15 protein-coding genes and 1 pseudogene are annotated in these 19,502 nt (G+C 67.8%); 6 read left to right on the top strand and 10 right to left on the bottom strand.

Translation table 11 applies throughout. From position 1 onward, the window contains the following. Positions 1-25: 25 nt before the first annotated feature. Positions 26-991, bottom strand: a complete 966-nt coding sequence (locus ACH41F_RS36975; protein ID WP_391231399.1) for a glycoside hydrolase family 6 protein — start codon at positions 989-991, stop codon at positions 26-28. 210 nt (positions 992-1,201) lie between these two features. Between ACH41F_RS36975 and ACH41F_RS36970 the strand changes: the two genes are divergently transcribed. Together ACH41F_RS36970 and ACH41F_RS36965 are read left to right on the top strand one after the other, a co-directional pair. Beyond that, positions 1,202-2,215: a LacI family DNA-binding transcriptional regulator gene (locus ACH41F_RS36970; RefSeq protein WP_398839473.1), complete on the top strand. Its 1,014-nt coding sequence runs from the start codon at positions 1,202-1,204 to the stop codon at positions 2,213-2,215. A 584-nt stretch (positions 2,216-2,799) separates the two neighbouring features. Beyond that, the gene (locus tag ACH41F_RS36965) at positions 2,800-3,267 is read left to right on the top strand and encodes a hypothetical protein (protein ID WP_398839472.1); all 468 of its coding nucleotides are present in this window, start codon (positions 2,800-2,802) and stop codon (positions 3,265-3,267) included. A gap of 133 nt (positions 3,268-3,400) precedes the next feature. On the opposite strand, the gene ACH41F_RS36960 is transcribed toward ACH41F_RS36965, so the two are convergent. Continuing rightward, positions 3,401-4,156, bottom strand: coding sequence for a methyltransferase domain-containing protein (locus tag ACH41F_RS36960; RefSeq protein WP_391231561.1), 756 nt, complete (start codon positions 4,154-4,156; stop codon positions 3,401-3,403). A gap of 470 nt (positions 4,157-4,626) precedes the next feature. Here ACH41F_RS36960 and ACH41F_RS36955 point away from each other — a divergent pair, with 470 nt between their 5' ends. Continuing rightward, positions 4,627-5,208: an NAD(P)H-dependent oxidoreductase gene (locus ACH41F_RS36955; RefSeq protein ID WP_391231395.1), complete on the top strand. Its 582-nt coding sequence runs from the start codon at positions 4,627-4,629 to the stop codon at positions 5,206-5,208. A gap of 519 nt (positions 5,209-5,727) precedes the next feature. On the opposite strand, the gene htpG is transcribed toward ACH41F_RS36955, so the two are convergent. The 3 genes from htpG to ACH41F_RS36940 all read right to left on the bottom strand — a co-directional run bounded on the left by htpG (position 5,728) and on the right by ACH41F_RS36940 (position 9,418). Continuing rightward, entirely contained in the window at positions 5,728-7,626 is a 1,899-nt protein-coding gene (gene htpG / locus ACH41F_RS36950; RefSeq protein ID WP_398839471.1) for a molecular chaperone HtpG, read from the bottom strand. A gap of 105 nt (positions 7,627-7,731) precedes the next feature. Further along, entirely contained in the window at positions 7,732-8,484 is a 753-nt protein-coding gene (locus ACH41F_RS36945) for a DUF4097 family beta strand repeat-containing protein (RefSeq protein WP_398839470.1), read from the bottom strand. Between the two features lie 610 nt (positions 8,485-9,094). Further along, the gene (locus tag ACH41F_RS36940) at positions 9,095-9,418 is read right to left on the bottom strand and encodes a protease inhibitor I42 family protein (protein WP_398839469.1); all 324 of its coding nucleotides are present in this window, start codon (positions 9,416-9,418) and stop codon (positions 9,095-9,097) included. A gap of 146 nt (positions 9,419-9,564) precedes the next feature. Here ACH41F_RS36940 and ACH41F_RS36935 point away from each other — a divergent pair. Together ACH41F_RS36935 and ACH41F_RS36930 are read left to right on the top strand one after the other, a co-directional pair. Next, positions 9,565-10,413, top strand: a pseudogene (locus ACH41F_RS36935) (C1 family peptidase); the annotation flags it as partial. Between the two features lie 21 nt (positions 10,414-10,434). Next, complete coding sequence (locus ACH41F_RS36930; protein WP_398839526.1) at positions 10,435-11,880, top strand: MIR domain-containing protein; 1,446 nt, start codon at positions 10,435-10,437, stop codon at positions 11,878-11,880. A gap of 198 nt (positions 11,881-12,078) precedes the next feature. Here ACH41F_RS36930 and ACH41F_RS36925 read toward each other — a convergent pair whose 3' ends face one another. Then, positions 12,079-13,086: a sigma-70 family RNA polymerase sigma factor gene (locus ACH41F_RS36925; RefSeq protein WP_398839468.1), complete on the bottom strand. Its 1,008-nt coding sequence runs from the start codon at positions 13,084-13,086 to the stop codon at positions 12,079-12,081. Between the two features lie 146 nt (positions 13,087-13,232). After that, complete coding sequence (fxsT, locus tag ACH41F_RS36920; protein WP_398839525.1) at positions 13,233-15,545, bottom strand: FxSxx-COOH system tetratricopeptide repeat protein; 2,313 nt, start codon at positions 15,543-15,545, stop codon at positions 13,233-13,235. Positions 15,546-15,839: 294 nt separating this feature from the next. On the opposite strand from fxsT, the gene ACH41F_RS36915 reads away from it, so the two are divergent. Further along, the gene (locus tag ACH41F_RS36915) at positions 15,840-16,376 is read left to right on the top strand and encodes a GNAT family N-acetyltransferase (RefSeq protein ID WP_391231387.1); all 537 of its coding nucleotides are present in this window, start codon (positions 15,840-15,842) and stop codon (positions 16,374-16,376) included. Positions 16,377-16,953: 577 nt separating this feature from the next. On the opposite strand, the gene ACH41F_RS36910 is transcribed toward ACH41F_RS36915, so the two are convergent. The 3 genes from ACH41F_RS36910 to ACH41F_RS36900 all read right to left on the bottom strand — a co-directional run bounded on the left by ACH41F_RS36910 (position 16,954) and on the right by ACH41F_RS36900 (position 19,468). Continuing rightward, the gene (locus tag ACH41F_RS36910) at positions 16,954-17,541 is read right to left on the bottom strand and encodes an SAVMC3_10250 family protein (protein WP_398839524.1); all 588 of its coding nucleotides are present in this window, start codon (positions 17,539-17,541) and stop codon (positions 16,954-16,956) included. Between the two features lie 185 nt (positions 17,542-17,726). After that, positions 17,727-18,449: a FadR/GntR family transcriptional regulator gene (locus ACH41F_RS36905; protein WP_398839467.1), complete on the bottom strand. Its 723-nt coding sequence runs from the start codon at positions 18,447-18,449 to the stop codon at positions 17,727-17,729. Next, entirely contained in the window at positions 18,440-19,468 is a 1,029-nt protein-coding gene (locus tag ACH41F_RS36900) for an aldo/keto reductase (protein ID WP_398839466.1), read from the bottom strand. The genes ACH41F_RS36905 and ACH41F_RS36900 overlap by 10 nt, the downstream gene beginning before the upstream one ends. Positions 19,469-19,502: the final 34 nt, after the last annotated feature.

The raw sequence follows: 19,502 nt of genomic DNA, 5'->3' as shown, positions 1-19,502 counted from the left end.
GACCGTACCGGCCCACCCCGATCCGTCAGTAGCCGTAGATCATCTTGTAGGCCACCTCGGGAAGGAACTGGCCGGCGCTGGAGCCGGACCCGACGCCGCAGTTGCCGTCGGACTCCCCCGGGGTCTTGATCCACAGAAGCATCTCGGCCCCTCCGCCCTTTTGGGTGGGTGTGCCGATGCGGCGGCCCGAGGGGTTGCACCACTGGCCGTTGGAGCCGTTGCCGTTACGGCTGGTGTCCACGACGAAGGGCTTGGTGTAGCCGTAGCGCGCGCCGAGTTCACGGTTCACGGCGTTGCCGAAGGCCGTGTTCTCGGCGGTCGTGAAGTAGTTGGAGACGTTGAGCGAGAAACCGTGGGCCTGGCGGAGACCGGCTTCGTGGAGGCGGCGGGCCATGGTCGCCGCGTCCGTCCAGCCCGGGTTGCCCGCGTCCATGTAGACCCAGGTGTTGGGCGCCTGGCGGCTGAACTCGGCGAGGGCACCGCTGAGCATGGCTTCACGTTCGTCGATCTGGGCCTGGGTCATGCAGCCGTAGTCCCCGAGGGAGTCCGGTTCCAGGATGACGACAGCCGGGCGGGCCGCGATCCCGCCGGCGAACTGGGCGATCCAGCTCGCGTAGGCGGACGGCGAGGAGGCTCCCCCGGCGGAGTGGCCGCCACAGTAGTCGCGGTTGTAGACGTTGTAGGCGACGAGGAGGGGCAGCTTGTCGGCCCGGTCCGCCGCGCCGACGTACGCCCCCGTGGCGGTACCGATGGTGCCGCTCCAGGAGCCGAACCAGCGGGCCATCGGGGTGTTGGCGATGGCGGAGTTGATCGCGGAGGCCCGGCCGTCGCCGGGGTGGGAGGCCGCCCACTGCTTCGCCGAGGAATTGGGGTCCACGTAGAACCCGCTCGTCATGGAGGTGGGGTCGGCGGCATGTGCGGACGGTGCGGCGGCGAGCGCCAGCGGCAGCGCCAAGAGGGCTGCCGCCAGGGTGCGGAGTCTGCGGCTCATCACAAGACCTCGGTTTCCTGGCAGGGGATCGCGGGGGTCATGGGAGTTGGGAGCGCTCCCACTGGAAGCGGTCCCAATCGTGAGGCGGGCTTGTTTAGGTGTCAATAGCTGGCGCAGCCCTTGAGCCGGACAAGACGCGGTGCCATCAATACTGGAAGCGCTCCCAATATTCGCGCCCAGCCCTTCTCACCTGTGGAAGACTCTCGATCCATGGCAGAAGATGCGCCGCGCCGGCAGCCGACGCTCGACGAGGTGGCCGAGCGCGCCGGCGTCTCCCGCTCCGTGGCCTCCCGCGCGCTCAACAACGCCCCGCACGTCAGCCGCGCCAAACGTGAGGCCGTCGAGCGGGCCGTCCGGCAACTCGGATACGTCCCCAACCCGAGCGCCCGCGCTCTGGCCACTCGGCAGACGGGAGCGGCCGCCCTGGTGATCTCGGGAGAAGATCCGTCGATCTTCGCCGATCCCTTCTTCGCCCAGGTCATCGTCGGGGCGTCGGCCGCCCTCGAGGAGGCCGACCTGCATCTGATGCTGTGCCTGGCCGCTTCCGACCGGGGTCGCAAACGGGTCGCGGAACTGCTTCGGTCCCGAGGAGCCGACGGCGTCATGCTGATGGCGCTGCGCGAGGACGACCCGCTGTTGCCCCTGACCGCGGAAGCACAGATGCCCGTGGTCTTCGGCGGGCGCCCGGTCGGCGCGACTCCCCGGTGGTACGTCGACGTCGACAACGTCGGCGGGGCGCGCGAGGCGACCGAGCACCTGATCACCCGGGGCCGGCGTCGTGTCGCCGCGCTCTGCGGACGGCTGGACACCGAGGCCGGGCGCGCCCGGTACCGCGGCTATCGGGATGCCCTTTTGGCCGCGGGCCTCGAACCACTCCCGCCGCAGGAGGGCGACTTCACCGAGCCCAGCGGAGCCGCCTCCATGGCCGCGTTGCTGGCGAACCATCCTGACGTGGACGGGGTGTTCGCCGCCAACGACAACATGGCGGCGGGCGCCCTGCGTACGCTGCGCGACGCCGGCCGGCTTGTCCCCGCCGATGTCTGTGTGGCCGGCTTCGACGACCTGGCCGTCGCGCAGTTCGCCGACCCGCCGCTCACGACCGTCCATCAGCCCATAGAGGCCCTGGGGTGGGAGATGGCGCGCATGCTCGTCTCGGTGGTCAATGGCCTGGACCCCACGCCCCTGGTCCTGCCGACCCGGCTGGTCGTCCGCTCCAGCGCGTGACGGCCGCGGTGGCGGTGGCGGCGCGGTGGTGTGGGCGTGGCGGTGCGGTGGTGGTGGCGGTGGGGGTGCGGAGGGTCGACCGCGCGCAGTCAGTCCGACCGGACGGACGCTGCGCGCGTTCGTGGAAGTCGATCGCACCATCGTGAGCAGCGAGCGCCTGGCCGTGTAGTTGATCGAGTACGCCAGAATGTTCCCGTACGAAGTTCAGCCGGTCGGAAGCCGCCGATGGTCGCGCCGCATCCGCTCGTCACAGCCCTCGCCCGGAGTTTCCAACTCGGCGCCGGGATCCTCAAAGCCACCGTGGAGTACGGCCCTTCGGGAACGGTATGGGTAGCGCTGACCGGAGGCGATCACCAACCGTCGGCCGACCTGTGACCGCCGTGGATCGCCCTGAGACCTGCTGATGTCGACCTCGGGAGTGGTAGGCCCGCGCGCTCCGGTCTCGAACTGGGGCGCAAGTCACGCTGAGAGTCGGCGACGAGCGAGCGGTCTTGGTGGCGGCTCGAAGTGCCTTCTGTCAGCAGGACGTCGGATTGTCGACCTGGCTGGGTGTGCGGGGCGCGTCTGCGTGGTGACATGTGTATATGGAGGTTGTGCTGGCCAGCTTGATCGCTGTCGCTGGAACCCTGTTGGGATCAATCATCACCTTTACCTTCCAGCGCCGTTCCAGTGCGCAAGCGGAGCTCTTCGCCCGCTCCCTGCAACTGCGCCAGGAACGTCTGACGACTTACAGCGCCTTCGCAGGAGCCGTAACGGCACTCAAGCAAGAGACCGTTGCCCTTTGGATCCGCCTTCAGGTAGATGCCGACAGCCCCGAGACGCGACGCGCCTTCACCGAGTGCGACCGACTTGGCGCCGCCGCAGAGAATGCTCAGTTCCGAGTCCGGCTCCTCGCCGAAGACGACATGCTCGTCGCACTTGCGGCGTCGGCCTTCGACGCCATCGGCCCAATCCGTAGGGCGTCAACTAGAACGGAACTGGCTGAACGCGAGCAAGAGCTGCAGGACGCCCTCAACGCCTTCATTGCCGGCGCCACTTCCCAGATTCATTGATCCACTAGCCTGGGTCGGTAGGATCCAGGAATAGAGTGACGGGCCGTTAGGTCCTGAAGTCTCGCCCTCCGCTGCCTGACTCGTCTTGTGACACCGCGAGCTTCCGTCTACTCCAAGGCTGCGAGTCCGGGGTCTATACCTTGCTCGCGACCACCATGTAGTTCTCGGCCTCGAGATCGAACGTGCTCACTTCCGTCCGGAGCCCGACCCGGTGCAGCTCGGCTTCGAGTTCCTCGTACCGGTAGGGCCAGCAAGAGAGCACTTCCGAGCGGACAAGAACCAGCCCAGCCGCATCAACTTGGGCAATCGCAATCTCGATGTGGTGCTCATCCTCCCAATGCGGCGCGATCTCCCAGCGGTAGATCACGAGGGCATCGCGGCCTTTTCGTCGGACGAGCCGGTCCCTGATGTCCAACCGGGAACCTCTGGCCCTCACGAGTTCCCAAGTGCGGGATGTGAGCACCAAGCGCCCGCCAGGGCGCAGAAGCCGTGACATCGACTCCAGAGCAGCACCCCTGCCTTTCGCGCCCGCAGCATGGTGCAGCGAATTGCCAACGCAGAACACCATGTCGAACGTGTCGTCCTCGAAATGATCGGACAACTCTTCCCAGTTCGCCCGTACGGCCCGGACGGAGGCCCCGAACTCCTCAGACAGCTCCGCAGTCCGGCGAACCATCGCCTCGCTGGCGTCAGTTGCGACAACCTGCATGCCACGACCGGCGAGGCCAACCGCCAACTGTCCGGTTCCGCACGAACAGTCGAGGACGTGAGCGTTCGACGGCAGGAGACTGAGGACGTCATCGAAGGACGCAGCGAACTCGGCGGGAGGCAACTTTGCATCCGAGATGAGCCATTCATACACCTCGGCAAGCACGTCATATTCCGTCACAACCACTACCTCCGTCACCCAGCAGACTCACGGCGGGACGTCAGCCCATCAGAGGAGCAAGCCGGGTAGCAATGGTTTTCGCGAGGACCCCCGTCCATCCACGCCGCAGAGAGCGCGAACTGGTCCGCCCGGTCATTCGCCGTGTTCGCCGCTTGACTCCGTGGTCAGGGACGAAAGCCCCATCCCCGCGACACGGTCCGGCGCCAACCCATCCCGTTCGCACCCAACCCAGCCGCGACGCGCTCCGGCACGGCCCCAGCCACCGGCCGAACACCTCGTACGGAAGGGTCACGTCGTACGGGAGGATTCTGCACTTCTCGCTTCTGCAAGATCTCCACACCTCGGACGCACTCGAAGGCGGCGTCAACCAAAGGGTTGCACTAACTACACGTTAGTGCTTTCCTTTCGTAAGTGCTGCGAGCTGCCCGTCTCAGGGGCTCGCTCTTCCCTTCGTCCCAGGAGTACGCACTGTGACCACCCCCGTTGTTTCCATCGCCTACCACTCCGGCTACGGACACACCGCCGTCCTCGCTGAAGCCGTCCGGGACGGTGCCGCCGAGGCGGGCGCCGAGGTGCATCTGATCAAGGTCGACGAGATCACCGACGAGCAGTGGGCGCTGCTGGACCGCTCGGACGCCGTCGTCTTCGGCTCGCCGACCTACATGGGCACCGCTTCCGGCGCTTTCCACGTCTTCGCCGAGGCGTCCTCAAAGCGCTGGTTCGGGCAGGACTGGAAGGACAAGCTGGCAGCTGGCTTCACCAACTCCGGTTCCAAGAGCGGCGACAAGCTGCACACCTTGCAGTTCTTCCAGATCCTCGCCGCGCAGCACGGCATGCACTGGGTCAACCTCGGTCTGCACCCCGGCTGGAACAACAGCGAGGGCTCCGAGCACGACCTCAACCGTCTCGGCGTCTTCGCCGGCGCCGCCGCTCAGACCAACGTCGACGAGGGCCCGGACGGCGTTCACAAGGCCGACGTCAAGACCGCCGAGCACCTGGGCCGCCGGGTGACGGAGACGGCGCAAGTGTTCCTGCAGGGCCGCGCGGCCTGATCCTCGTAACGTCAGGATCGTCGGTAGCCGGAGCTGTACGGCGGGATCTTGCTGGTCACGTGGTCCAGGCGCCGGGCCGCCCGGTCGGGTTCGGGGTGCCTAGCGCGACGGCGATCCGGTTCGCGGCGACGTTGCCCCGCGATCGGTTCGCCGGGAATCACGGCCCGGTCGCGTCCGCGTCCATCGCGTCCATCGCCTCCACAGCGTCCCGAGACCATGTGGTACCGGCCGGCCGTCGACTTTCAGCCGGACGACGGGCCGTGTGGTGCGGCGCGCATGAGGAGCTCCTTCCGCCACCACCCGAGCCACCTGAACCGGACACGCCAGATGACTACTCTCGCCTTCGATTCACCGCCCCGGTCGGCATTCCCGACGCCGACCTCTCAGTCCACCGCACCGAATGACACCCGGTGCGGCAACGCCGGGCATGTGGAGGAGCCCCATGGCTCCTCCACAACGGTGGCTCCTCAACCGGCGGCCGGGAATACAACCGCCGTGCCGCGTCGACGGCTTCCCGGGTCAGCGGAGCGTGCGTTCCAGTCGTTCCGCCACCAGCTTCACGAACTGCGCGGGCTCCTTGGGCTGTCCGCCTTCGGCGAGGACGGCAAGTCCGTGCAGGAGTTGGGCGGTCTCGGCGAGTTCCGCCCGGTCCTCCTGCTCCGCGTAGGCCTGCCGCAGGCCGCGGACGAGCGCGTGAGCGGGGTTGAGTTCGAGAATCCGCTTGGTGACCGGCACCTCCTGGCCCATCGCCCGGTACATGTTCTCCAGCGCCGGGGTGAGGTCATGGGCGTCGGAGACGACACACGCCGGTGACACGGTCAGGCGGGTCGACAGCCGGACGTCCTTGACATCCTCCCCCAGTTGCTCCTTCATCCACTCCAGCAGGCCGGCGTAGCTCTCGTCCTGCTCGTCCCGCCCACTGTCCTCCTGGTCGCCGCCCTGGATGTCGAGGTCGATCTCGCCCTTGGCGACGGATCGCAGTTGCTTGCCCTCGAACTCGCCCACGGCGTCGACCCACACCTCGTCGACGGGGTCGGTCAGCAGCAGGACCTCGACGCCTCGGGCCTTGAACACCTCCATGTGCGGGGAGTTCTCGATGCTCTGCCGGGACTCGCCTGTCAGGTAGTAGATGTGCTCCTGGCCGTCCTTCATCCGCTCCACGTACTGCTGGAGCGTCGTCGGCTCGTCCGACTCATGGGTGCTGACGAAGGACGCGACCGCGAGGATGGCATCGCGGTTGTCCGGGTCGCCGAGCAGTCCCTCCTTCAGCACGGCGCCGAACTCACGCCAGAACGTGGCGTACTTCTCAGGGTCGCGGGCCTTCATCTCCTTGACCGACGACAGGACCTTCTTGGTCAGCCGTCGCTGGATCATCCTGATATGGCGGTCCTGCTGGAGGATCTCCCGCGAGACGTTGAGCGACAGGTCCTGCGCGTCGACGACGCCCTTGACGAAGCGCAGGTACGGCGGCAGCAGCGCCTCGCAGTCGTCCATGATCAGCACGCGTCGGACGTAGAGCTGGAGACCGCGCCGGAAGTCCCGGGTGAACAGGTCGTGCGGGGCGTGGGCCGGGAGGAACAGCAGCGACTGGTACTCGAACGTGCCCTCGGCCTGGAGCCGGATCGTCTCCAGAGGGTCACGCCAGTCGTGGCTCACGTGCTTGTACAGCTCGTGGTACTCGTCCGCCGAGACCTCCTCACGCGAGCGTGCCCACAGGGCCTTGCGAGAGTTCAGCGTCTCCGGCTCGGCCGTCTCCTCGCCGTCGCCGGCCGGGGGGACGAGGCGGATCGGCCAGGTGATGAAGTCCGAGTACCGCTTGACGATCTCCCTGATCTTCCAGGTGGAGGTGTAGTCGTGCAGCTGGTTCTCGGGGTCGGCGGGCTTGAGGTGGAGCGTCACGGACGTGCCCTGGGGCGCTTCCTCCACCTTCTCCAGCGAGTAGGTGCCCTCGCCGCGGGAGGACCAGCGCGTGCCGCTGTTCTCGCCGAGGCGCCGGGTCACCAACGTCATCTCGTCAGCCACCATGAATCCGGCGTAGAACCCGATGCCGAACCTGCCGATCAGCCCCTCGGCGCCGTCGTCCTGGGCCTCCTCCAGTTCCTTGAGAAGGGCGGCCGTACCGGAGTTGGCAATGGTGCCGATCAGCGTGCCGACCTCGTCGTACGACATCCCGATGCCGTTGTCCCGCACGGTGAGCGTACGGGCCTTGGGGTCCACATCGATCTGGATGTGCAGGTCGGACAGGTCCACGTCGAGAGCGTCGTCGCGCAGGGCGGCCAAGCGCAGCTTGTCGAGCGCGTCCGAGGCGTTGGAGACGAGCTCCCGCAAGAAGACGTCCTTGTTCGAGTAGACCGAATGGATCATCAGCTGGAGGAGCTGACGGGCCTCTACCTGAAACTCAAACGTTTCGGTGGACATGGTTCGCGTGTCCCTCACAGGTCCCTGAGTCGCGGAAAACGGGCGACAGTCAGTTTAAAACACCACGTCAGGGCGTTTCACGTGAAACTGACAGCTCGTCACGCCTCAGTCCCGGCGGGCCGTGACGTCACCGTTGACCGTGGTCAAGGTCATCAGGCGTTTTCGGTCGGCATCCTGAGCGTGGGCATCGGTCGTGGTGCGCCCGTTGTCGGTACTCATGATGACGCGATAGGCCGGGGCATCGTGGGGGACGGTGATGTCGACCGAGCCGTTGACCGTCCTCGCCGTCACACTCGCGGGTGCGGCAGCGCACTGCATCACGACGTCACCGTTGACGGTGCTCGCGTGCAGCCGGCCGGCCTCGATCGAGGCCGCGCGCACCGACCCGTTGCGGGTGGACAGCCGCAACGGATCGTGGTCCTGACCGGAGTGGTTCACCGTCACATCGCCGTTGACGGTCGTGATGTCCAGCGCGGCGGCGACGTCCACCACGTCGACGCCGGCATTGCGGGCGGCGACAGTGACCTTCGCACCGTCTGGGATCTCGACGTACGGCATCCGTGGACAGCCGTCGTCGTCGTGGTCGGCGCAGTCCAGATCCAGAGTCCAGCGGTCGCCGTGGTGGGACCAGCGCCCGTCGATCCGATCGTCCACGCCGATCTGGTCACCGTCGGCCGGGCGCAGCCGCAGTCCGTTGTCGGTACTGATCAACACTTCTCCCCCGGACGCCGCCGCACGCAGGGCGTTGTCGGCTCGGGACGCGTCACTGCCACCACCGCCGCAGGAGCCCGCGAACGGCAGCGCCAGCAGCAGCAACAACGTCGGAGGCACGAGGTGCCGCGGGGGCATCATTTTCATGCCCCTACGGTTTCCCCGCATCGACGCGGCCATGGCGGGGTGCCCGGTGCCGGCTGGACGGACAGGCCTCTGCCGGGCCGTACGGAATGTCCCGACAGAGGGCGGGAGCCCCCGGCACTTCGAGAATCGCCGAACGGCGTCGTGGTCACGGGGGCCGTGAGTGCGCCGGCGGAGGATGAGTGACACAGACGGGATGTGGCGGGGCGTCAGTGGGGTCGCCGAGCTGGGCACGATGCGCCCAGTGCCCAGCACCGACTGCCGGGAGGTCGCAGCCTCCCCCAGCACCTGACAGAACCACGTCAGCGGCTGTTGAGACAGGCCAGACAGACACACGGTCTCAGCTGGTTCTTCAACCTGCGCGCAGTCGGGCGCGCAGGACTGCCGCACCGTCCCCCTCAAGGTTCTCGCACGCCGCTGCGCGGCCTACCCTCGCCATCACCAGCGAGAGCGTCCACACGAGCATGATCGACCCGCCAAGCTCTTGGTGTGCGGCGTCCAGCAGCCGGGCGTAGTCGATCCCGGCGAAGCCCTTGTGTCGGCCCTTGGCGGGACCACGGTCCAGGCTGCAGCGCCCCCTGCGGCCGTAACCCCGTCGGTCGGCTGGGCATACTCAACAGGCCTGCACGACAAGCGAGAAGGACGCGAGGGGCGGAGCGTCGGCCTGCCACGGCCGGCGCAGGTGAAGCTCCAGGAGCCCGACGCCGGGGACCTGCGCCTGGAAAGTGAACGTCCGCGCACCGGCTGCGCCGGGCGCGGCACCTTCACCCGGCGAGGATTGCGCCCCTTGAGCGACCAAGACGTCCGAGGCTTCCGAGGTGATGAGCCACAGATGGCCGGTCGTGGGATTCTCCCGCAGCTTCACTGCCACCAAATCCCCCACACCTACGTGGATTTCACGGCCGTTGTCCGCCTCGGTGCAAGTCACCTGCGGCACAGCACCCTCCCTCGCTCCAGATAGGCCCACCGGCACGGACCAGTGCGGAACATGGGCCCACTTTCCGGTCATTCTCGCGCAAAGCCTGGTCGATATGGATAGTGCGGAGAAAAGTAGCCCTTCTCGATGGTGGCTCATCCGGTTTCATGGGGGACAGAATGGAATCAGAACCGCAGCAACTGGAAGAAATCCAGCAGGCCATCACCCGCGTCAACGCCGACTGGCGGGCCAGCACCAACCGGCTGACGCGACTGTCGGCCGAGGAACAGCGCCTCCGCCTCGGCTTCGTACCCGGCCCCAATGACCCGTCGCTCGCCGAACGTGAAGCGGCGGCCCTCCGCAATCAGCAGGGCCCTGCCATAGAGTCCTCGGCCGCCCTGGGTATGCCTGGCACATATGACCTACGGAACGTGGACGGCCAGAACTACGTCACGCCCGTTCGCGATCAAGACAACTGCGGTTCGTGCGTGGCCTTCGGGACCCTTGCCGCCGCCGAGGGCACGTACCGAGTGGCCCTGAAGAACCCGGATCTGGAGATCGACTATTCCGAGGCGCACCTCTTTTACTGCCACGCACGACGCGAGGGCCGCACATGTGGCAATGGCTGGTGGGTGGACCGTGCGCTCGAGGCCGTGAAGAACTCCGGCGTCGTGGACGAGCACTGCTATCCGTACACGGCCGGCGACCAGAACTGTGCCGGGCAGTGCGACAGTTCCCAGTCCCGGCTCACCTACATTGAGAACTGGCGCCGCTATGTCACCGCGGCCTCCATGAAGATCTGGCTGAGCAGCACGGGACCGCTGATCGCCTGCTTCACGGTCTACGAGGACTTCTTCGCCTATGCGGAGGGTGTGTACTGACACGTGTGGGGGGAAGAGGTCGGCGGGCACTGTGTCTGTGTCGTGGGCTACGACGACGAAGGCGGCTACTGGATCTGCAAGAACAGCTGGGGCGAGGACTGGGGCGAGGACGGCTTCTTCCGCATCCGCTACGGCGCCGTGGGTATCGACGCCGAGATGTGGACCGTAGAGGGCATCCGGAGCCCGTTCGCGGTGCGGGACGCCGCCTTCGTGTCCCAGTCCTTGCCCACCGCGATGGTCCCCGGCCAGGGATACGACATCGCGGTCACCATGCGCAACACCGGGATCCAGAGCTGGACGCAAGGTCAGAACTACCGTCTGGGATCCCAGAACCCCCAGGACAACACAGTCTGGGGCCTCGGCCGGGTCGACGTACCGCACCGGGTGCCGACCTGGGGCGAGGCGACCTTCGCCTTGCGTGTGACCGCGCCGCAATTGCCCACCCACCACCAGTGGCGGATGGTGCAAGACGGTGTCGAGTGGTTCGGCGAGTTCACTCCGGATGTGCTGGTGGAGGCTGCGGGCGTGAGCGTGCGCTACGGCTCCACGCTGCGCGTACGGCACGCCGTGACCTGGTCCAACCTCCACTCTCACCCCTACGCGTACGGTCATCCAGGGTCGTCGGGGCGGCAACAGGTCACCTGCTACGGCGGGGCCGACGACAACGACCTTTGGATCATCAAGGGCCCTGACGGAACACCGCCGGACTACCGCATCGGCCAGCAGGTCTCCCACGGTGATCTGGTACGCCTGGAGCACGTGGCCACCCGAAGGAACCTGCATAGCCACGGTGGTATCCCTTCCCCTGTCACCGGGCAGCAAGAGGTCACATGCTTCGGTGAGGGCGGGCAGGGTGACGGCAACGACACCTGGCGGGTGGAGATCGAGGGCGGCGGGACCTGGCAGGCGGGCCGACAGATCCGTCTGATCCACGTGCCGACCGAGCACGCCCTCCACTCTCACCAGGGCCACTCGCATCCGGACTGGACCATGGGGCAGCAGGAGGTCACCGGCTTCGCCGACCGCGACACCAACGACCTCTGGTTCGCTTCCGACTTCCGGGCATGTGACGCGCTGTTCATCTCGCAGAAGGTGCCTACCACCATGGTGCGCGGCGAGGGCTACAACGTGTCCGTGACGATGTGCAATGTCGGCACAGAGACCTGGACGACGGCCAGCTCCCACCGGCTGGGCTCGCAGAGTCCGCAGGACAACCAGACCTGGGGTCTGACCCGCGTCGAGCTGCCCCGCTCTGTCGCTCCCGGCGAGCACATCACCTTCCCGTTCCGGGTGACCGCGCCCGCCGGCACGGGCGTCACTCACTTCCAGTGGCGCATGCTGCGCGAGGGCGTCGAGTGGTTCGGCGGGCTGTCGGCGCGCACGCCCATACGCATCTACACGACGCTGGAAGAGACAACCGTCCCCGATGTCACGGGGCTTGCCCGCAACGCGGCTGGCAACGCGATCCGCGACGCTGACCTCGTGCCCCGCTTCACTGGCGCTCAGGGAGCGCGGGTAGAAGTGTGGAGCCAGGAGCCCGGGGCCGGAACCAGGTTGCGGCGCGGCAGCACGGTGACGCTGCGGATGGCCCATAGCGACTAGAGATCTTGACGGCTGGGGTTACGGCGGTTGGAGGTCGAGTCGGGTCTCAGCCGTGAAGCCCTCGGTGAGGCCGGGCTGGTACTGCATCCGCTTCAGCTGCGTCTTCACCAGGCATCTTGTCTGCCCGTTGCCTCGGTTTCGTTGCCGGTATGGCCGAGGGGCGCGGACGGAGTCATCGGTCGGTGAGGGGGCGCCGCGTCATACCTCCTGCTCGCCGATGTGTTGAGGCAGGTTGAAGAGCGGGAACAGGCGCTCGGTGTCCCGGAAGACATGGATGTCGCGGATCCGGTCCCCGGAGATGTCGACGACCTGAAGGGCCCAGGGCTCGAATCCCGCTCCGGTGACGCTGGGCCGGTACTGGCCGAAGGCCGGCGAGCCATTTGCCACAGTGGGGACCAACCGGGATCCCCGGCAGCCGACGGCGGGTCCGGTCAGCCATGCCTGGATGTCGGTGACGCCTCGCATCCACAGGGCGTAGGGCGGCAGGGACATGGTGGCGTCCACGTGCAGCAGCATGTTCAGCTCCTCCATGTCGAAGCTGGAGAAGGCCGCGGCATACCGCTTCGCCAGTGCCCGCTGAACGGCGTCGGGCGACGGTACCGCCGCGTCGCCAGCCATCTCGCGCCGGGCAGCCAGCGTGGCGCGGGCGCGCTGGAGGGCGCTGTTGGCCGCGGCGACGGTGCAGCCGTGCAGGTCTGCGACTTCGCGTGCCGAGAAGCCCAGTACCTCGCGTAGGAGGAGAGTCGCGCGCTGCCTGGACGGCAGGTGCTGAAGTGCTCCGATGAATGCCAGGCGTACGGATTCCCCTGCTTCGGCTGCCTCTGCGGGGTCGTCCGACGTATGGGTCAGTGCGGCCGGGCACGGTTCGATCCACAGGCTGGTGTCCGGTGGAGGGCCCGGTGAGACAGCGCCGCTGGTGGGGGCGGAGAGGTCCATCGGGCGAGCTCGGCGCTTGCCGGCGGCGAGTGTGTCCAGGCAGACGTTGGTGGCGATGCGGTAGATCCACGACCGTAGTGACGACCGTTCCTCGAACCGGTCGAGGCCGCGCCATGCCCGGACCATGGTCTCCTGCACGGCGTCTTCCGCGTCGAAGACCGAACCCAGCATCCGGTAGCAGTAGCCGAGCAACTCGGTCCGGTGCGCCTCCAGCCGTAGAGCCGCCGATTCGTCGCCGAGTTCGACCACGCCGGCTTCCAGACCATTCATCCCCGCCCCCTGGTGCGCACAGCATGCGCAGTATGCGTCCTGGGCGCCGGCACGGCCGTGACCGCAGGTCGGCGCTTTCTGCCTGGGCAGAATAACTTCTGTCGCAAACCTGACCGTGTGGATCGCCGGGCAGCCGACCTCGGCCCTCACTCACCTTTGACCAGCTGCTCCAGCCACACCGCAGTACGGCGGGTCTCAGGATGATCCTCACCCAAAACCCGCCGCCGCGCCTCCAGCGTCTCCTCACCCAGCACACGCGCCTCGCGCACCCGACCCACATCCGCTAGGTCGACGGCCAGGTTGGACGCTGTGAGCAGCGTGTCCGGATGCTCCGACCCCAGCACCCGACGCTGCACCCCCAACGTCTCCTCCCCCAACGCCACCGCATCCTCCACCCGCCCCACGGCCGCCAACCTGATGGCCAGTCCGGTCGCCGTGTGCAGCGTTTCTGGATGCTCCAACCCCCACACTCGGCGCCGTGTCTTCAGCGTCTTCTCACTCAGGGCGAGGGCTTCCTCGTCCCGTCCCAGCACCCACAACCAGGCGGCAAAGTTGTTGGCGCTGGCCAGAGTGTCAGGGTGATCGTCGCCGTAAAGGCGTCGGCGACGGGCGAGGGCGTCTTCGCCCAGAGCGCGGGCGCGTTCATGGCCCTGGGTGTCGGATTCCGCGCGAGCCAGGTAGTGGGCGGCCCACAGGGTGTCGTCGTGGTCGGGACCCAGTTGCTGCACGCACATGTCATAGAGCGGTTGCAGCCGGTCTCGGGCTGGGCGGGCCTGCCCGCGGTCCATCAGATACCAGCACGCCTCCCTTAATACGAACCGACCCCCGCTGGTGGTGAGCCGGGCGGGGTCGATGGCCAGGGCGTGCGGAAGCAGCACCTGCCAGGCCGGCCACCACCGCGGTTCACTGGAGTCTCCCGGGTAGGCCGCGGTCAGTAGTACTTCGGCATCCGCCATCGCCCGGTCATGCTCCTGGCAGGTCATCTGCCCCCTGAGCATGTCCTGGGTGAGGCGGTGCAACTGGACAGTGCCGTCCTGGACACGGGCCAGGCCATGCCGGGCGACCACCTCCACCGCGCCTACTGCTGCCAGCCGCGAACCCACCGTCTCCTTCAGAAGGGTGGAGGCCCGGTCGGGCAGATGGCCGGCGCAGTTGGTGAGAGGGAAGGGCTCCGGGGCCAGCAATGCCAGCGCATCCACCACCACAGCCGCCCCGGGATGGTCCGGGTCCAAGCGGGCCCGGGTGAGACGGACCTGCGCAGCCAGCGCGGTCGGATAACCGGGCGGATGGGCCTGTCCCATCACCTGAACCAGGTTCGCCGCCAGCTCCTCCCTCAGATCCGCCGCCGACAATCCCCGGGTCAGCAGCGCGGCCGCCTGCGCCAGCGCGAGGGGAAGGTCATCCAGAGTCGTGGCGATGTGGTCGGCGTCCACGTCGGTGAGGATCGCGCCCTGGGCGCGCAGCAACGCCACCGACTCCGTGCGGGAGAGCGTGTCCACGTCGAGAGGAACGGCGTAACTGTTCCAGTGCGGGTTGCGGGAGGTGATCAGCACATGCCCGGTGGTACTGCCGGGCAGGAACTGGGCGAGCGCACCCGGGTCTTCGGCGTTGTCGAACACCAGCAGCCAGCGTGAGCGCGTCCGCAGTTCGGCGAGGAGCGCGGACACCGCGTCGGTGGACGACGTTCCCGCTGGCACGGCGCCTGTGTGGAGGGCGAGCGCGGCAAGCTGGTCGGGGATGAGGGCGGGGTCTTCCGCCGCGATCCACCACGCCAGCTCGTACTCGCCGGCGAAGCGGTGCGCGTACTCGATCGCCAGCTGCGTCTTGCCTACTCCTCCACGGCCATGGAGGGCATGGACGGCCACCCGCTGACCGGATGCCAGCTTCTCCCGCAGGTGAACCAGGAGACTGTCGCGGCCGGTGAACGCCGCGTTCGGGGCCGGCAGGTTCCACACGCGTGGCAGGCTCCCCGGCAAGCGTGGTCCGCTGCCGCTTACCAGGGCCAGCATCCCCGGCGGCCGCGGCGGCGCCTGCTGAGGCCGGGACGGGCCCTCCACCGCCCGCAACAACGCCTCACTCGCGGTGTGCTCGTCCAGCCCGAACAGGTCCGGGGCCAGGAGGAAACTCAGGATCGCCGGCGGGATGGCTTCCGCGATACGGACCGGGGTGATCTTCTCCTTGCGGGCGACCATGGCAGTCCACTCCGGAGTGGTGAACCGCTCCGGCTGGAAATACGCCGGAGAGAACAACGCCAAGAACCGACCCCGCTCCAGAGCCGCGTTCATCTTCAGCACGAAGTTGTCGCCCGCACCCCAGTCCCAGTAGTCCAGCTCGATCTCATACCCAGCGTCGAGCAGCTGCCAGCCCACCCACTCCGCCCACGCCCGATCCGCCCCCGCATGACTGATGAACCACCGCCGATCCGACGAGCCGTCAGGCACCCCCGCACCCACACCCATCACGCCCCCGCAACCCCCGCACAACGCCGAATAACCCAGCGTAGAGGCCGGGTCCCCGACGAGAACCGGTCTTCACGACGCTCCCTCCCCGCGGAGCTCGGAGTCAGAGGCCCGCCTGGCGCGCTGGAGGACATCGACCCGGGGTGGGTGTCCGGAGTGGGACGGTGGCTGGACGCGCGCGTATCGGCCGCGCAGGGCCGCGTGACAGCGGACAGGGCGCTCACCAGTCCCTCTCCCGGTGCTCGGCTGATTAGTCACTTGGCCTGTCGGCGAAAGAGAGATCATCCTGTGGGGATGTCTGACAAGCGATCATCTGTAGCAGCGGCTGTAGTGCGGCTTCCTCATTACACGAAGGCGGACCAGAACGAGATCCTCGGTCACAGTGATGATCCCTTCGGTGTTGCCGCAGCCGGTCTGACCTGGTTGCCCAAGAAGGAACACTTCGGCATCAGACACGGCGACCGGCTTGTGGCACACGCCGGCCTCCTACGGCTACCTGTCGCGATCGGTGATGTCGAGACAGAGGTCGTAGGCGTCGGTGGAGTGGCCGTCGCACCCGACATGCAGGGCCAGGGGTTGGCCCGGCGCGTGGTTACGGCGGCACTTGACCACGCTCGCACGATGGGTCCTCAGCACGCGCTCCTGTTCTGCCGACCTCCCCTCGTGCCGCTGTACCAGCGCCTCGGATGGCACCCCCTCGACCAGGAGGTGCTTGTCGAGCAACCCGAGAACCGCCTGGTGACCATGCCGCTGCAGACCATGGTGACGCCCCTGCACGACGACGCACGCTGGCCTCCCGAGCCAGTGCGTCTGTTCTCCCTCCCCATGTGACGGACCCCCTTTCACCAGGCCCGTCCAGCGTCCGTCAGCGTTCACGCGTCCTGGTCCACCACCAGCCGTCCGCTGCCCACTCGATGGAGTGGGGCTCGGGCAAGGTGCGGCGCTCGAATTCCTCATCGATACGCGTGATCAGTCGCCCCAAGTCCCGTTTGGCTCCGGGAGGAAGGTGCAGCATCGCCCGCTCCAGGTCGTCACGAGCGTCTTCCACCTCGATCCCAGGCGAACAGGCCGCGGAGGCGTTCAGGTATCGGCCTGGTTGCTTGAAGGCCCACTCGAAGCGAGAGAGTGCGTTCGCGACCGCGTTGGGCCACATCTTCTGGTCCTCGACCCGGCGGATCGCTACACGAGTTCGTGCGGAAACACCGCGGACCCTCAGGACCGGACATTGCCATTGCGGCCGCCACCGCTCTGCCCGGACGGCCTTGGGACGCCTACGCGGCATCGCCCTTTCGAATCAACATGACACCATCTTGCCAGGCCTGGCACCTTGGGGGACCCGATTCACACACCGGCGGCGGATGTGCTCATGAGGACCTGCCACAGTGCACACGGTCAGCAGGTGCGCGTCTCAGGCAGAACCCTGTCCGCGGGCGGAGCGTCGGCGTGGCAGGCGCCACCAGCGCCGGCGGGGTTCAGCGTCCCCGGCGTGAGGTAGGGGCGGAACCGGTTGGACGCCAGACTCCACGTACAAGGGGGTGGCCACGATCATTCGGTGCCGCAGCCGCTCCGGCGGGAAGTTGCACAGCACGCGGGCGTGCCCGCGCAGGTACCCAGGCGTCGGGTAGAAGTGCGAAATCATGGCGAAGGCAGACCTGGCCGCGAATTCTTGGTCGCTCAACCTGGTGGAGGCCCATGTCTCCGGGGGTGTCGTGTCCCCGGCTGTCTCTCGTTGGACCAGGTCGGCCGCCATGTCATGCAGCCAGTCCGATCCGGAGCCCATCCTGGTGGGGGGATGCCCGCGATGATCCCTCACGTGCTGCTTCGAACCGCAGAGCAGAAGCTCGATGTTGGGACAGAACTCGTTGTCATGGTGCGGGCAGCGGCCCTCTTCCAGTGAGGCGTAGACAAACACACCACGGTTGTCATATCCGACGTCCCGGACCGCGGCGCCGTAGCGGAACGGGCCCCGGAACTCGAGCCAGGCGTCGAGTCCCAGGTGTGCGCAGGCCGCGGGCTCGCCAGACTGAATCCAGAGACGCCCATCATCCGTTCAGCCCCGCGCTCTCGGCACAGACCTGATCCGGCATGCCCCCGGCAGCTGGCGCAGAGGTTCCTGATGCCGTCGGTGGCTGTGCAAGGCGGCTCCTGCCGGACGGAAGCGCGTCCGGGAAGGGCCGCCGGTCAGCGCCCTGTAGTGACGCCCCACGGAAGGGCCACTCCCGAGCGCAGGTGGTTCTTGAGCCACAGTTCGGTGTTGCTGACGTGCAGCAGTGCGGCGGCCTGGCTGAGGGAGGTGTCGCGGACGGACAGGGCCTGGAAGATCGCCTCGTGTTCGGCGAGGGTCCGGCTGGAGGCCTGGGTGTCGACCAGGCCGCGCCAGATGCGGGCGCGCAGGGTGCGCCCGGAGATGCTTTCCAGGAGCGTGAGGAGCGTTTCGTTGCCGGTGGCGGAGATGACGGCGCGGTGGAACGCGGCGTCGTGAGCGTTGAGCCGTTCCACGTCGTTCTGGGCTTCGCGCATGGCGTTCAGGTGTTGCTCGACCTCGGCCAGTTGCTCGTCGGAGATCCGGGTGGCGGCCAGTGCGGTGGCGACCGGTTCCAGGAGCCGTCGTACCTCGATGAGGTCCTGCAACGCGGCGGAATCGCCCTGCAGCAGTTCCACCGCACCGCCGAGCCCTTCCAGCAGCAGGCTCGGCTGCAGGCTGGTCACGTAGGTGCCGTCGCCCCGCCGGACATCCAGGACCCGGGCGACGGCCAGCGCCTTCACGGCCTCCCGGGCGAGGTTGCGGGAGAGGCCGAGCTGGGCGGCCAGCTCCGGTTCCGGCGGGAGCTTCGAGCCCGGCGGCAGCGCTCCGCTGCGGATCAGTTCCCGGATCTGCTCGATGGCCTTGTCCGTCAGAGACACCGCGCGCTCCTTCCAGTCCCGTGAGCCGCGGGCACGTCCGACCTGATGAGTTCCCGGGCGCGGAGATCGTCCCAGAGATCGTCGGGGACGTACTGGCGGTGGAGTTCTACGTTCCGTACGACCTGCTGCGGGTCTCGCATACCGAGGGTGACGTTGATGATACTGCGGTGGGTGTAGGGGAAGGCGATCGCGGCGGCGGGCAGGGTGGTGCCGTGGGCCGCGCAGACGCCGGCGATCGCCCGGGCGCGGTCGAGTAGTTCCGGCGGGGCCTGCTGGTAGTCGTACGTCATGCCCTCGGTGGGATGGTCGCGGGAGAGCAGTCCCGAGTTGAACACGCCGACGGCCACCACGCTCTTGCCGAGTTCCTCGGCGGCGGGTAGGACGTCGTCCAGTGCCGACTGGTCGAGGAGGGTGTACCGGCCGGCCAGCATCACCACGTCGGCCGTGGTCTCGCGCAGGAAGCGGGCGAGCATGGCCGACTGGTTCATTCCGGCGCCGATCGCGCCGATGACTCCCTGGTCCCGGAGCTCGGCCAGGGCCGGCATGGCCTCTTCCGCCGCCTGCCTCCAGTGGTCGTCGGGGTCGTGCAGGTAGACGACGTCCAGGCGGTCCAGGCCGGTGCGCTCCAGCGTGTCCTCGATGGAGCGGAGCACTCCGTCCCGGCTGAAGTCCCACTGCCGGCGCAGGTCGTCGCGCACCACGAAGCCCTCGGTGTCGGTGCCGCGCGGGTGTTCGTTGGGCACGAGCAGGCGGCCGACCTTGGAGGAGACGACATACGTGTCACGTGGCCGGCCCGCCAGCGCTGCCCCAAGGCGGCGCTCGGAGAGGCCGAGCCCGTAGTGCGGTGCGGTGTCGAAGTACCGGATGCCCGCGTCCCAGGCCGCCTCGAGTGCGGCCTGCGCGTCGTGGGCCGGGGTGACTTTGTAGAGGTTGCCGATGACGGAGGCTCCGAAGCCGAGTTCGGTGAGCTCGACCGGGGTGCTCGCGACCTTCCGGCGCCCGATGTTGTGCGGTGTCAACTGTGCTCCTTGGAAGCGGCGACGGCGTGAGCGC

It is taken from the genome of Streptomyces sp. NPDC020489 (genome assembly GCF_044386545.1).
Classification (GTDB): Bacteria; Actinomycetota; Actinomycetes; order Streptomycetales; family Streptomycetaceae; genus Streptomyces.
This window is presented reverse-complemented; position numbering and strand designations above follow the sequence as displayed.